This window comes from Burkholderia pyrrocinia, assembly GCF_018417535.1.
Lineage (GTDB): Bacteria > Pseudomonadota > Gammaproteobacteria > Burkholderiales > Burkholderiaceae > Burkholderia > Burkholderia pyrrocinia_E.
Genome location: NZ_CP070978.1, coordinates 2,256,405 through 2,270,402, shown reverse-complemented (window position 1 = coordinate 2,270,402; position 13,998 = coordinate 2,256,405). Strand labels below are relative to the sequence as shown.

The following is a 13,998-nucleotide window of genomic DNA, read 5'->3' as shown; positions in this document are numbered from 1 at the left end:
GTGAGTTGGATTCTTCGTGTTCGACGCAATTGGACGTATTCTGGCTTCAGACCGGACTACGCCATCGAGCATGAGCCGCGTGAAGGTCGGGCTCGAAGTGCCGGTCGAACCCGGCGAGTAAGTGAGCGGTTGCACACATGAGGCGACCGGCGCACGATAGCACACCGGTCGCCTCCCATCGACGGCTACGTCAACGGCAACTGAAGCTCGCCGCCGAATTCACGTCACCCGAGCCGTTGTAGCGCGCCACCTGCGGATATGCGCACAGCGGGCGCGTACGCCCCGCGCCCCACGATGCCGGCACGTCCGCATTCGGCACCGCGTTGGTCGCGTCGCGCGCGGCGGCCACGATCGCGGCGGGTGCGTGCCCCTGCTCGACCCACGCGACGAGCGGCGTCAGCATGTCGAACTGGTCGGCCGCCGGCCCGCCCGAACAATGATTCATCCCGGGCACCGGATAAAAGCGTGCGAAGCTCGACGCATCGCCGCCGTTGGCCTGCGCGAGCCGCCCGTACCAGTCGCTCGTGTCGTTGAACGAGAACACCGGGTCGCCCGTGCCGTGATAGACGAGCAGCTTCGCGCCGCGCGACTTCAGCGCAGTCAGGTTCGTCTCGTCGGGCGGCGTCATGAACGACCACGCGGATTGCGCGTACATGCCGCTCGTCGCGAAGATCGCCGGCGCGTCGTTGTCCATGTCGAAACCGAGCGCGAAGCCGGGCACGTTCGCGAGCACCGCCGCGGTTTTCGGCGGCGACATGAACGTAAACGCCATCGCGACCGGATCGAGCGTGATGGAATTGGACTGCTTCCACGCGGCCCAGCCGCCGCCGGCCACGCCCGGATCGTACGGAAAGCTCGCGTAGAGCGCCGTGCCCGCGCTGTTGCGCGCCCCCGCAAACACGTTCTCGAGCGCGGTTTTCTGCGCGGGCGTCAGGCATGCACCGGTGCGCGTGCCGTTCGCACAGGTCGGGATGTCCGTCTCGACGCTGAAGTGCGCCTGGCACGCGGCAACATCCTGCACCATCCCGTCGGCCGCCCCATCGAGCGCATCGCATTTGTCGAGGATCTTCGCGCCGACGAACCGGCGCTCCGCATCCGTGAAGCCGCTGCGGATGTCCGGCAGCCCGTTCGATCCGGTCGCCGACGCGATCTTCGCGAACTGCTGCGCACCGTACATCTCGCCGATCGCCGCCTTCGGCAGATGGAAACCCGGATCGCCCGCGATGATGCCGTCATAGTCGCCCGCGTTGCGCACGGCCGTGACCATCGCGTGACGGCCGCCGTTCGAGCAGCCGCCGAAGTAACTGCGGTCGGGTGCCTTCCCGTAGGCGAGGCGGATCACCTGCTTCGCCATCGGCGTCAGCGCATCGACGGCGCCGTAGCCGTAGTCGATCCGCGCCTGCGGATCGATGCCGAACAGCGGGTTCTGCGCGGCGCTGTGCCCGGAATCCGAGCTGATCACCGCGAAGCCCTGGTTCAGCGCATCGGACAGCGGCCCGCCGCCGCCGATCTCGCCGGTCGCGGTCATGACGTTGCCGTCGAGCCCGCCGTTCGCCTGGTAGAAGAAGCGGCCGTTCCATGCCTTCGGCAAGCGCATCTCGAAGCCGATCGCATAGGTGTTGCCGTCCACCGCGCTCACACGCTGGTTCATCTTCCCTTCGATCACGCAGTGCTCGGCGATCGGCTGGCCGGCCACCGTCAGCGCGCCAGCGGCCGCGGTCGTCACCGACGTAAACGACGTGCTCGCATACGCGAGCTTCGCGGCGAGCGCGTCGCAGGTCTGCGCCATCGCGGCCGGCGTCGCGGCGCTCAGGTGCGTGGGCACGGCGTTGACCGAATCGTCGCCGCCGCAACCGGCAAGCATCGCGGCGGACAGCGGCGCAATGCAGAGGAATGCAGATTTTCTGTTCAAGATATCTCCCGTTCGTCAGGTTGCCGGATCAGAACATGTGCTTGACGCCGACCATCGCGCCGAGCTGCCCCATCCCCTCACCGGGCGTCGTGCCGGGGCCGCCGCCGCTGACCGCGTAGCGCGCATGCGCGCTGTTCCACAGATACGAGCTTTGCGCGTAGACCGACGTGCGCTTCGTCAGCAGATAGGTCGCGCGCAGCGTCGCCATCGTCGCGCGCGTGTCGTGCGCGCTGTTGACGATCCGGTAGCCTTCGCCGTCGACGATGAAGTCCGGCTTGACCGCATACGACGCACCGACGAAGAACAGATCCGAATGCGCGCCGGGCGCGGCCGGCGAACCGGTCGACACGCGCCGCCCGATCCAGCCCGCGCCGAGCCGCGCGCCCGCGGCCTGCGCATACGCGCTCACGTGCACGCGCGCGTCCTTGCCCGCGCTGCTCGTGAAGGCGACCGGCGCGACGCCGTCGAAGAAGTTCGCGGCCGCGCCCGTGCCGCCGCGCTGCTCCTCGTACGACGCCGCCGCGCCGAAATACGCGCTGTCGTACTTGAGCATCGCCGACCAGTTGCGGCATTCGACCGCGTGGCCCGGCACCTGCCCCGCGCACGTGCCCTGCCCCGGCGAGTTGCCGGTGCCGGCGCTGTCGCGGCCGAACGAATAGGCGGCGCCGAGCGTCACGCCGCGATACATGCCGATGTAGGTCACCGCATTGTCGGCGCGGCCGTTCGGCACGTACGCGTCGAACGAGCCGAGCCCGTAGATATCGGGGCCGATGATGTCCGCGCCCTGCAGCGCGAGGTAGGTCATCGTGTACTGGCGGCCGAATGCGAGCGTGCCGAAGCCGCCCTTCAGCCCGACGAACGCCTGCCGCCCGAACAGCCGCCCGCCCTGGCCGAGATCGCCGCCGCGCACGTTGAAGCCGCTTTCGAGCACGAACACGGCCTGGTAGCCGCCGCCGAGATCCTCGCTACCGCGCAGGCCCCAGCGCGACGGCATCTCGCCGGTCACGGCCGGCATCCGCACCACGTGATCGCCGGCCGCGTTCGCGTGCGACACGAATTCGACGCCGGTGTCGATGATCCCGTACAGCGTCACGCTCGATTGTGCGTGCGCGCTCGTCGCGGCCAGCGCGCATGCGCCGGCCGCCAGCAAGGCTTTGGTGTGCTTCATGGTAAGTGTCTCCAGACCTGCGTCGATATCGCGCTCTGCCGGCGCTCGTGGTTGAAAGTAAACAAACTCAGTCGTGCGCCTGCGGACGCCGGATCAGCACCAGCGCCGCGACGGCGGCGACCAGCGTGACGGGGATGCTCGCGCCGATCACGACCGATGCGCTGCGGCCCATCGCGAGCAACTCGGCGGCCGCGAGCGGGCCGACCACGGAGCCGAGCCGGCCCACCGCGACCGCGGAGCCGACGCCGGTGCCGCGCATCGCGGTCGGGTAGTACATCGCGGCCAGCGCATACAGCACCGACTGGCCGCCCACGACGAACATCCCGGCCGCGAACGCCGCGGCGGACAGCCATACGAGCCCGGGCGCGATCGCGAGCGCGGCAAGCGACAGCACGATCCCCGCGTACATGCCGCCGACGACCCGCGACGGCCGCAGCCGGTCCATCGACATGCCGATACCGAGCACGCCGAGGCCGCTGCCGATGTTGAAGAAGATCTGCACGATCCCGGCCTGGCTGCGCGCGAGCCCCTTCGCCGCCATCAGCGACGGCAGCCAGTTCAGCAGGAAATACAGCACGATCAGCGTGCAGAAATAGCTGAGCCAGAGCGCGAGCGTGGTGCCCGTGCGCGCGCCGCCGAACAGTGTCTGCGCGACGCTCGGGCGCGCGGCGCCCGATGCGCTGACGTCGAGGAACGCACGCGATTCCGGCAGCAGCGCGAGCAGCAGCGGGGCGAGCAGCAGCGGCCCGATGCCGCCGACGTAGAAGATGTGCCGCCACTCGGTATCGCCGGCCAGCAGCACGCCGATCAACGACGCGATCACGCCGCCGAACGGAATGCCGCAGTACATCACGGCGACCGCGCTGCTGCGCGAGCGCGCGTCGGCCGCTTCGGAAGACAGCGCGATCAGGTTCGGCATCGCACCGCCGAGGCCGAGGCCGGTCAGCGCGCGCACGACGACCAGCATCGCGAAGCTCGACACCTGCGCGGTCGCGATCGACAGCAGCCCGAACAGGCAGACCGACGCGATCAGCACGTGCTTGCGACCGATCCGGTCGGCGAGCCACCCGCCGAGCAGCGCGCCCGGCAGAAGCCCGAACGTGCCTGCGCTGAACGCGAGCCCCATCTGCGAAACCGTGAGCCCGAACTCGTGAGCCATGCGCGGCGCGGCGACGCCGACCGACTGCAGGTCGAGCCCCTCGAGCAGCGCGATCGCGAAACACAGACCGAGCGTCGTCGCGACGGCCGGCCTCTCGGCAACGGAAGTGTCCATATCGTCTCCAAACCTTGTACTGCGCGTCATGCCGGGACGCATGCGCGGTGTCTTTATCGTGATCGGACCATGCTTCAGTAATTATCAGGTAGCCTGATTCATTGTCCGAAATAAAATCCGCGCGACCAGCCGGTCGTGCGGACCGTCATCCCATCGAAGGACGGGACGATTTAATAACAGGTAACCTGATATTTCAAGTGCGCAGTGCGCCGGTGTTAACCCGCAACGCGCGCGGAAGCCGGCCCGGCAAGGCCGTGCGGAGCGACGAATGAAGCGAAAGCGCGGTTCAGTCGCGCAGGTTGCGCACGAACAGCTCGAGCGTGCGCTGAACCTGCACGGCGTCGGCGGCGGTGAGGTCGTCGCCGAGCATCCGGCGCTCGAGCGGCCGCAGCACCCGTTCGCATTCGCGCAGGATCGCCGAGCCTTCGTCGGTCAGGCGCAGCAGGATCACGCGGCCGTGATTCGGATCGGCCTCGCGCGTGACGAAACCGCGGCCCGCCATCGCGACCATCACCTCGTTCGCGGATTGCGGCGTGATGAACGAGCGCACCGCGAGCTGCGCATTGGACAGCGCGCCGCGCGCCTCGAGCACCGACAGCGCCGTGTATTGCGCGAGCGTCACGCCGAGCGGTGCGAGCGCATCGCTCATCTGGCGGCGCAGCAGCCGATCGAGATTGCCGATCAGGTAGGTCAGCCGCTGCTGGGCACGCATGGGCGGCCTGGCCTCGGTGGCGCGGGCAGCGCGTTTCGCGCCGGCCGGTTTGACGGGTGTCGAACTCATGAAGGTGTCGGGAGGAATATCGCGGGCCATCTTACCTCACGCGGCCCGCGTGGCGGACACGCTCGCATCGCCTGCATCGCGGCGACCGATGCGCTGTATACAACGCAAATCCCATCCGATGGTTTAGATCGTGGTTTACCCGCTTATTTGTACGATTCAGCTTGATCATGCGGCAGCGATGTATACAATTTTATCAAGTAACCTGATAACACCGCACGCCTGCACCGGCAATGCGGTACAGCCCCCGATATCCGCCATGACCGACCTCGACGCCCCGCCTTCCGACACCCGCACCGCTTCCCCGTCGCAAACCGTCCGCACGCTGCTCGGCCTGCGCGAGCTCATCGTCGGCGGAGAGCTCGCTCCCGGCGCACGCATTTCCGAACTGTGGGTCGTCGAGCGGCTCGGCGTATCGCGCACGCCGGTTCGCGCGGCGCTGATCCGGCTTCAGGAGGAGGGGCTGATCGAGCCGATTTCGACCGGCGGGTTCGCGGTCCGCGCGTTTTCGGCGCGCGAGATCGGCGACGCGATCGAACTGCGCGGCACGCTCGAAGGGCTCGCCGCGCGGTTCGCGGCCGAACGTGGCGTGCCGCCGTCGATGCTGCGCGACCTGCGCGCGTGCGCCGACGAGATCGACGTGCTGCTCGCCGGCCCGCTGACCGACGACACCTTCTCGCGCTACGTCGACGCGAACGCCCGCTTCCACCGGCTGCTCGCGGCCGCAGCCGGCAGCGACGTCGTCGCGCGGCAGATCGACAAGGTCGCGACCTTGCCGTTCGCGTCCGCGAGCGCGTTCGTCGTCGTGCAGTCGCTCGATCCGCGCGCGCACGAAACGCTGATCGTCGCGCAAGCCCAGCATCGCGCCGTGCTCGACGCGATCGAACGCCGCCAGGGCGCGCGCGCGGAAGCGCTGATGCGCGAACACGCGCAGATCGCGCACGACAACCTGCGGCGCGTGCTCGACAACCAGCGCGCGATGACGAAGCTCAAGGGCGGCAACCTGATTCGCCGCGACGCCGGCTGACCGGCACGCGGCACCTTCGCGCGGCGCACGACGCGCCGCTTGTCCAACGATACACACGGCGTGCGCGCACGCCATGGAGGAGACGCATGTTCCTGAAAAACGCGTGGTATGTGGCCTGCACGCCGGACGAATTCGCCGGCAAGCCGCTCGGGCGGCAGATTTGCGGCGAACGCATGGTGTTCTTTCGCGACGCGGACGGCGCAGTCGCCGCGCTCGAGGATTTCTGCCCGCACCGCGGCGCGCCGCTATCGCTCGGCACCGTGCGCGACGGCCGGCTCGTGTGCGGCTATCACGGGCTGACGATGGGCGCGGACGGCAAGTGCACGAGCATGCCGTGCCAGCGCGTCGGCGGCATGCCGGCGATCCGCCGCTATCCGGCCGTCGAGCGGCACGGCTTCGTGTGGGTGTGGCCGGGCGACCCGGCCCAGGCCGATCCGGCGACGATACACCGGCTGCACTGGGCCGACGATCCGGGCTGGGCGTATGGCGGCGGTCTTTATCACATCGACTGCGATTACCGGCTGATGATCGACAACCTGATGGACCTCACGCACGAGACCTACGTGCATGCATCGAGCATCGGGCAGCCGGAGATCGAGGAAGCACCGCCCGCGACGAAGGTGAACGGCGACACGGTCACGACCAGCCGCTTCATGGAAGGCATCGTGCCGCCGCCGTTCTGGGCCGCCGCGCTGCGCGGCAACGGGCTCGCCGACGACGTGCGCTGCGATCGCTGGCAGATCTGCCACTTCACGCCGCCGAGCCACGTGATGATCGAGGTGGGCGTCGCGCATGCGGGCAAGGGCGGCTATCACGCGGACCCGCGCGACAAGGTGTCGAGCATCGTCGTCGATTTCATCACGCCGGAAACCGAGACGTCGATCTGGTACTTCTGGGGAATGGCGCGCAGTTTCGCGGTGGACGACCGCGCGTTGACGGAGACGATCCGCAACGGACAGGGCGCGATCTTCGCCGAGGATCTCGACATGCTCGAAGCGCAGCAGCGCAACCTGCTGCGCTGGCCGGGCCGGCCGCTGCTGAAGCTGAACATCGACGCGGGCGGCGTGCAGTCGCGACGCGTGCTCGACCGGCTGATCGACCAGGAGCGCGCCGCCGCGCTGCCGTGCTGACCGCGTGCCGCACCGCCGCCGCATGGCGGTGCGCCACCCCTACTTCACCATTCCCCATGAAAGTCACGCTCATCCGCAAGCTTCCCGTCGCGACCGACATCTGCGCGTTCGAACTCGCGCCGGCAGACGGCACGGCGCTGCCGCCATTTACGGCCGGCGCGCATATCGACGTTCACGTCGGCGGCTTCGTCCGCCAGTATTCGCTGTGCAACAGCCCGTCGGAGGCCGGCGTCTACCGGCTCGGCGTGCTGCGCGAGCCCGCGTCGCGCGGCGGCTCGCTCGCGATGCACGCATGCGAGCCCGGCACGACGCTCGACATCAGCGCGCCGCGCAACCACTTCCCGCTCGACCCGCGTGCCGCGCACAGCGTGCTGCTCGCCGGCGGCATCGGGATCACGCCGCTGCTCAGCATGGCCGCGCACCTGATCGAGACCGGCCAGTCGTTCGAGCTGCATTACTGCGCGCGCGAGCCGGCGCGCGTCGCGTTCCTCGACCGGCTCGACACGCCCGGGCTCAAGGCCCGCACGCGGCTCTGGTTCGACGACGCGCCGGGCGGCCAGCGCATCGATTTCCCGCGCGTGCTCGCGAAGCCGGATGCGCGCACGCACCTGTACGTGTGCGGCCCCGGCGGGTTCATCGGCGCCGTGCTCGCGGCGGCCGCGCAAGCCGGCTGGGATCCTGCGAATGTGCATCGGGAGTATTTCGGCGCGGCCGGCTTGGGCGCGACCGGCGTGGACGCCGCAACTGCCCCGGGAGAAGACGGAGGCGATCGCACGTTCCAGGTATCGCTCGCGCAATCGGGCCGCGTCGTCGACGTGCCTGCCGGCACGACGATCGTCGAAGCGCTGCGCGGCTGCGGAATCGAGGTGCCGGTGTCGTGCGAGCAGGGCGTGTGCGGCACCTGTCTCACGCGCGTGCTGTCCGGCACGCCCGATCATCGCGATGTCTACCTGACCGACGACGAACGCGCGGCCAACGATCAGATGTTGCCGTGCTGTTCGCGTGCGGTTACGCCGCTGCTGGTGCTGGATCTGTGAAGGTGCGCGCGGCGCGCTCGGCGCGCCGCGCGCCGCCTGTTCACGCCGACAGCCGGCTTTGCGCCGCTGCAGCCGGCAACGACGCCCGGCACCCGGCCTCGACTAGCGCGAGCGCGAGCGGATAGTCGAAGAGGTAAGCGCCGACCGCGCGCTTGTCCGCACGGAACGGATCGTCGCACGGCGCGTCGCCGCCGATGCGCAGCGTGCGCGCCTTATGCGCCACGCGCCGCGCCGGCGACGATCACGCCCGCATCGGCCACATCGGCCGCATCGCGCGCATACATCGCTTCGACCACCGCCGCGCGCTGCGTCAGCACCGCGCGCTGGTTGATCGAACCCTTGTCGGTGATTTCGCCGAGATCGAGCGACGGCGGCGTGTCGAGCAGGCACAGCCGCGTGATGAACGTCGCGCTGCCGGTCGCGTCGCGGTTCAGCCGCGCCAACAGGTCCGTGAAGAACGCGCGCACGGCCGGCGCCTGCAGCACGGTACGCACGCCGGCGTCCGGCCCCGCGCCGGCGAGGCGGCGGCAATCGTCGATGCGCGGGAAGATCATCGCGCCGACGTCGTCGCGGTTCATCCCGGTCACGACCGCGTCCTGCACATACGGCGCGCCGTTCGACACGATCCGCGCGCGCATCGGCCCGACGCTCACGAAGGTCCCCGACGACAGCTTGAAATCCTCGGCGATCCGGCCGTCGAACATCAGCCCGATCTCCGGACGCTGCGGGTCGACGAAGCGCACCGCATCGCCGCTGCGGTAGTAGCCTTCGTCGTCGAATACTTCCCGCGTGTCGTCGCCGCCCGCGCGCCAGTAGCCGGCCATCACGTTCGGCCCGCGAAAGCGCGCCTCGAGCTTGCCGTCGACCGGCACCAGCTTCGCGTCGCAGCCGGGCGCGGGCAGGCCGATGTAGCCGGCGCCCGACATCGGCCCGGTGGTGAACATGCACGACGGCGCGGCCTCGGTCATTCCGAGGCCCGCCATGATCCGGATGCGCTCGCCGCAGTGCGCGAGCGTCACGCGCTCGAGCCGGTCCCACGCGGCCTGCGACAGCCCCGCGCCCGCGAAGAAATACATCTTCACGCGCGAGAAGAAGGTCGCGCGCAGCGCCGCGTCCGTTTCAAGCGCGGCGGTCAGCTCCTCCCAGCCTTTCGGCACATTGAAGTACACCGTCGGCGCGATCTCGCGCAGGTTGCGCAGCGTCTCGTCGAACTTGCCGGCAACCGGCTTGCCGTCGTCGATATACAGCGTGCCGCCGTTGTACAGCGCGATCCCCACGTTGTGGCTGCCGCCGAACGTGTGGTTCCACGGCAGCCAGTCGACCAGCACCGGCGGCTCGATGCCGAATTGCGGAAACGTTTCGAGCAGCATCTGCTGGTTGCTGCACAGCATCCGGTGCGTGGTCGGCACCGCCTTCGGCAGCCGCGTCGAACCGGACGTGAACAGGAATTTCGCGATCGTATCGCCCGTGATCGCATCGTGCGCGGCGTCGACGCTGCCCGGCGCGGTGTCGAGCAGCGACGCGAAGCACGTGACGCCGCGCATCCCGTCCGCCGCCGATACGACCACGCGCTCGACGTCGGCCGGCACCGTCGCATCGAGCGCGGCGCGGAATGCATTGCCGTCGGCGGCAAACACGAGCCCCGGCGTCAGCAGCGCCAGCGCATGGCGCAGCTTGCCGTAGTCGCTCGACACGAGCGAATACGCGGGCGACAGCGGCGCATACGGAATGCCGGCCCACATCGCGCCGAACGCGACCTGCAGATGTTCGAGATCGTTGCCGGACAGGATCGCGACCGGCCGCTCGGCCGACAGCCCGCGATCGAGCAGCGCCTGGCCGATCGCGCGCGCGCGTTCGAGCATCTGCGCGTAGCTGATGCCGATCCACGCGCCGTCGGGGCCGCGCCGCGCGACGAGCCAGCGGTCCGGATGCGCTTGCGCACCGCTGACGAGCCGGTCGGTCAGCCGGCGCGGATACGCGCCGAGCGCGGTCGCTGCGCGCAGGGTCCAGCAGCCGTCGCGTTGCGCGATGTCGGGCGGTGCCGTACCGATCGCAACGGGGCGGTAGCCGGCGGGGGCGGGCTGCGCGGCGGGAATGTCGCGCAGTTGGGTCGGATCCGCATCCAAGGTCTGTCTCCAGTCGGTTCCGCCGGCGCGTTCGCGGCGCGCGGCGGGAACTTCATTGTGTCGTTGTCTTTGCCGCGACGCGGCGGCGCGCTCAGATCGGGTAGTGGCGCGGCGCGGTCTGCACGGTGATCCAGCGCAGGTCGGTGAATTCGGCGATCGACGCCTTGCTGCCGAACCGGCCGTAGCCGCTCGCCTTCACGCCGCCGAACGGCATCTGCGCCTCGTCGTGCACGGTCGGGCCGTTGATGTGGCAGATGCCCGACTCGATCCGTTTCGCGACCTGCATCGCGCGTGCGATGTCGCGGCTGAACACCGCGGCCGACAGCCCGTATTCGCTGTCGTTCGCGGCTGCAAGCGCCGCTTCGTCGCCGTCGACGCGCTGCACGGTCACGACCGGCCCGAACGATTCGTCCGCGTAGAGCTTCATGTCGCGCGTGACGCCGTCGACGATCGTCGGCTGTATCACCGCGCCGTCGACTTCGCAGCCGAGCGGCAACGCCGCGCCGTGTGTGCCCGCGTCGGCGACCAGCGCCGCGATGCGCTGCGCGGCCGCCGCGCTTTCCAGCGTGCCGAGCACGACGCCCGGTGCGGCCGGGTTACCGGCCTTCAGCGTGCGCGCCTTCGCGACGAGCCGCTCGACGAACGCGTCGGCGACTTGCCGGTCGACGATCACGCGCTCGGTCGACATGCAAATCTGGCCCTGGTTGAAGAACGCGCCGAACGCGACCGCGTCGACCGCCGCATCGAGATCCGCGTCGTCGAGCACGAGCACCGGCGCCTTGCCGCCGAGTTCGAGCAGCGCCGGCTTCAGGTGCTGCGCGGCGAGCGTCGCGACGATCCGGCCGACGCGCGTCGACCCGGTGAAATTGACGCGCCGCACCGCCGGGTTCGCGATCAGCCGTTCGACGATCGCGGGTGCGTCCTGCGGCGCATGCGTGATCACGTTGACGACACCATCGCCGAGCCCCGCGTCATGCAGCACGCTGCCGATCAGCCGGTGCACGCCCGGGCAGCCTTCGGACGCCTTCAGCACGACCGTGTTGCCACACGCGAGCGGCATCGCGAGCGCGCGGGTCGCAAGAATCACCGGCGCGTTCCACGGCGCGATGCCGAGCACGACGCCGCACGGCTGGCGCACGGCCATCGCGAGGCTGCCCGGCACATCGGACGGAATGACCGCGCCGTCGATCTGCGTCGTCATCGCGGCGGCCTCGCGCAGCATGTTCGCCGCGAGCATCACGTTGAAGCCGTACCAGTTCGCCATCGCGCCGGTCTCCGCGCGGCCGGTCTCGATGAATTCGCCGGCGCGCGCGTCCATCCGGTCGGCCGCCGCGAGCAGCCGCCGGCGGCGCTCGGTCGGCGCGAGCGCCGCCCACGCGGGAAACGCGCGCGCGGCCGCCGCGACCGCGGCATCCGCATCGGCGAGCGTCGCCGCGGCGGCGCGCGACGCCACCTGTCCCGTCGCCGGATCGATCCGGTCGAACGTGCCGCCGTCCGACGCGCCGCGCGACACGCCGTCGATCAACAAACTCACTTCGTGCATTTCGCTGTCTCCACTCGGTCCGGTTGCGTGCCGCGTCGCGCGTCAGCGCTTGTACGTCTGCAGGCCCGGCTTGATGCTCTTGTCGTCGAGGAACTGCTTGAGCCCCTGCTCGCGGCCGCCTTCCGGATCGCGATAGTTCGCCTGGTCGAGCTTCGCGTACAGGTAGTCCTCGTTCTGCTCCCACGTCAGTTCGCGGCAGCGCTTGAAGCCGTGCTTCGCATTGCGGATCACGACCGGATTCTTGTCCAGCAGCTTCGCGGCGAGCGCGCGCACTTCGTCGCGCAGTTGCGCACGCGGCACGCTCTTGTTGACGAGCCCCATCTTCGCGGCCTGCTGCCCGGTGAAGGTATCGCCGGTCATGATGTAGTACAGCGCCTCGCGATGCCCGACCGTGTCCGCCATCGCCTTGCTGACGAGGTTGCCCGGCGGGATGCCCCAGTTGATCTCCGACAGGCCGAACACGGCTTCGTCGGCCGCGATCGCGAGATCGCACGCGACGAGCGGCGAGAAACCGCCGCCGAAACACCAACCGTTGACCATCGCGATCGTCGGCTTCGCATACATGCGCAGCAGTTGCCACTGCCAGCGGCTCGCGTCGCGGCGGATCTTTTCCTGCAGGATCTCCGGGCCCGCGTCCACTTCGCGGAAATACTCCTTCAGGTCCATCCCGGCCGTCCATGCGTCACCCTCGCCGGTCAGCACGAGCACTTGCGCCTCGGCGTCGAGCTCGACCGCTTCCAGCACGTCGATCATCTCCGTATTCAGCGTCGGGCTCATCGCGTTGCGCTTGTCCGGGCGGTTCAGCGTGACCCATGCAATCCCGCCCTCGACCGCGACCTTCACCGTTTTCCAGCGACCTTCGTAACTCATCTTCGTTCTCCAATGACCGTGCCGCCCTGCGCGACTCGATGCCAATTTACTATCAGGTAACCTGATATGTAAAGTAGAATGGAAGCGGCTCGGGACAAACCCCTAAACGGGCACGAACGCGCGGTTTCGCACCGCGCGGCGCCGGTGCTTCACGACATGAGGAGACACGCTTGGACGTCCGCAACCTGATCGCCATCGACACGCACGTGCATGCCGAAGTGTCGTGCTGCCAGCCGCCCGACCTGTTCGCGAAGGCATTCGACGACGCGGCCGACAAGTACTTCGGCACGGTGCTGAAGCAGGGCCGCCGGCCGACGATTCCGGAGACGATCGCGTATTACCGCGAGCGCCGCATCGGCTTCGTGATGTTCACCGTCGACTGCGAGACGAACATCGGCCGGCGCCGCATTCCGAACGAGGAGATCGCGCAGTTCGCGCAGGACAACGCCGACGTCATGATCGCGTTCGCGAGCATCGACCCGCACAAGGGCCGCCTCGGCGCGCGCGAGGCGCGCCGCCTGATCGACGAACACGGCGTGAAGGGCTTCAAGTTCCACCCAACGATGCAGGGATGCTTTCCGAACGACCGGCTCGCGTATCCGATCTACGAGGTGATCGCCGAATATGGGCTGCCGGCCGTCTTTCACAGCGGGCATTCGGGGATGGGGTCGGGCATGCGCGGCGGCGGCGGGCTGCGTCTGAAGTATTCCGAACCGATTCACCTCGACGACGTCGCGGCCGATTTCCCGGACATGAAGATCGTGATCGCGCACCCGTCGTGGCCGTGGCAGGAGCAGGCGCTGTCGATCGCGCTGCACAAGCCGAACGTCTACATCGACCTGTCGGGATGGTCGCCGAAGTACTTCTCGCCGGAGCTGGTCAAGTATGCGAATACGCTGCTCAGGCACAAGGTGCTGTTCGCATCGGATTTTCCGCTGATCCGGCCGGATCGCTGGCTGGAGGATTTCCACGGCGCCGGGTTCCGGCCCGACGTACATCCGCTGATCCTGAAGGACAACGCAGTGGCGTTGCTGGGGCTGGGGCTCGACGCGCCGCGCGCGTGACACGCCGAGTGGTGAATGTGCCGATCGCCGCGTGGCGGCCGGCGCGGTCGTGCGACGATGCCGCGCCCGC

Annotated in this window: 12 protein-coding genes; 4 read left to right on the top strand and 8 right to left on the bottom strand. The window is 69.0% G+C overall.

Annotated features, from left to right (window positions below; all coding sequences use genetic code 11):
- Positions 1-190: 190 nt before the first annotated feature.
- From JYG32_RS28340 to JYG32_RS28325, 4 genes are all read right to left on the bottom strand, one after another.
- Positions 191-1,912, bottom strand: coding sequence for a tannase/feruloyl esterase family alpha/beta hydrolase (locus JYG32_RS28340; protein ID WP_213265804.1), 1,722 nt, complete (start codon positions 1,910-1,912; stop codon positions 191-193).
- A 28-nt stretch (positions 1,913-1,940) separates the two neighbouring features.
- The gene (locus JYG32_RS28335) at positions 1,941-3,080 is read right to left on the bottom strand and encodes a porin (protein WP_213265803.1); all 1,140 of its coding nucleotides are present in this window, start codon (positions 3,078-3,080) and stop codon (positions 1,941-1,943) included.
- A gap of 67 nt (positions 3,081-3,147) precedes the next feature.
- Positions 3,148-4,353 carry a 3-(3-hydroxy-phenyl)propionate transporter MhpT gene (mhpT, locus tag JYG32_RS28330; protein ID WP_213265802.1) on the bottom strand — a complete coding sequence of 402 codons (1,206 nt, stop codon included), beginning with the start codon at positions 4,351-4,353 and terminating at the stop codon, positions 3,148-3,150.
- 286 nt (positions 4,354-4,639) lie between these two features.
- A complete protein-coding gene (locus JYG32_RS28325; protein WP_174379515.1) occupies positions 4,640-5,134 on the bottom strand; it encodes a MarR family winged helix-turn-helix transcriptional regulator in 495 nt (164 codons plus the stop codon).
- Between the two features lie 256 nt (positions 5,135-5,390).
- Between JYG32_RS28325 and JYG32_RS28320 the strand changes: the two genes are divergently transcribed.
- The 3 genes from JYG32_RS28320 to JYG32_RS28310 all read left to right on the top strand — a co-directional run bounded on the left by JYG32_RS28320 (position 5,391) and on the right by JYG32_RS28310 (position 8,325).
- The gene (locus JYG32_RS28320; RefSeq protein ID WP_213265801.1) at positions 5,391-6,158 is read left to right on the top strand and encodes a GntR family transcriptional regulator; all 768 of its coding nucleotides are present in this window, start codon (positions 5,391-5,393) and stop codon (positions 6,156-6,158) included.
- An 86-nt stretch (positions 6,159-6,244) separates the two neighbouring features.
- Positions 6,245-7,288 (top strand): aromatic ring-hydroxylating oxygenase subunit alpha, encoded by a 1,044-nt coding sequence (locus JYG32_RS28315; RefSeq protein ID WP_174379517.1) that lies wholly within the window; start codon positions 6,245-6,247, stop codon positions 7,286-7,288.
- 56 nt (positions 7,289-7,344) lie between these two features.
- The gene (locus tag JYG32_RS28310; RefSeq protein WP_213265800.1) at positions 7,345-8,325 is read left to right on the top strand and encodes a PDR/VanB family oxidoreductase; all 981 of its coding nucleotides are present in this window, start codon (positions 7,345-7,347) and stop codon (positions 8,323-8,325) included.
- A gap of 40 nt (positions 8,326-8,365) precedes the next feature.
- Here the strand turns inward: JYG32_RS28310 and JYG32_RS28305 are convergent, their stop codons facing one another.
- The 4 genes from JYG32_RS28305 to JYG32_RS28290 form a co-directional block, all read right to left on the bottom strand.
- A complete protein-coding gene (locus JYG32_RS28305) occupies positions 8,366-8,548 on the bottom strand; it encodes a hypothetical protein (protein ID WP_213267534.1) in 183 nt (60 codons plus the stop codon).
- Complete coding sequence (locus JYG32_RS28300; RefSeq protein ID WP_213265799.1) at positions 8,538-10,451, bottom strand: feruloyl-CoA synthase; 1,914 nt, start codon at positions 10,449-10,451, stop codon at positions 8,538-8,540. The genes JYG32_RS28305 and JYG32_RS28300 overlap by 11 nt, the downstream gene beginning before the upstream one ends.
- Positions 10,452-10,542: 91 nt before the next feature.
- Positions 10,543-11,994, bottom strand: a complete 1,452-nt coding sequence (locus tag JYG32_RS28295) for an aldehyde dehydrogenase (RefSeq protein WP_213265798.1) — start codon at positions 11,992-11,994, stop codon at positions 10,543-10,545.
- A 42-nt stretch (positions 11,995-12,036) separates the two neighbouring features.
- Positions 12,037-12,864, bottom strand: a complete 828-nt coding sequence (locus tag JYG32_RS28290) for a p-hydroxycinnamoyl CoA hydratase/lyase (protein ID WP_213265797.1) — start codon at positions 12,862-12,864, stop codon at positions 12,037-12,039.
- A gap of 170 nt (positions 12,865-13,034) precedes the next feature.
- Between JYG32_RS28290 and JYG32_RS28285 the strand changes: the two genes are divergently transcribed.
- Complete coding sequence (locus JYG32_RS28285) at positions 13,035-13,928, top strand: amidohydrolase family protein (protein ID WP_213265796.1); 894 nt, start codon at positions 13,035-13,037, stop codon at positions 13,926-13,928.
- Positions 13,929-13,998: the final 70 nt, after the last annotated feature.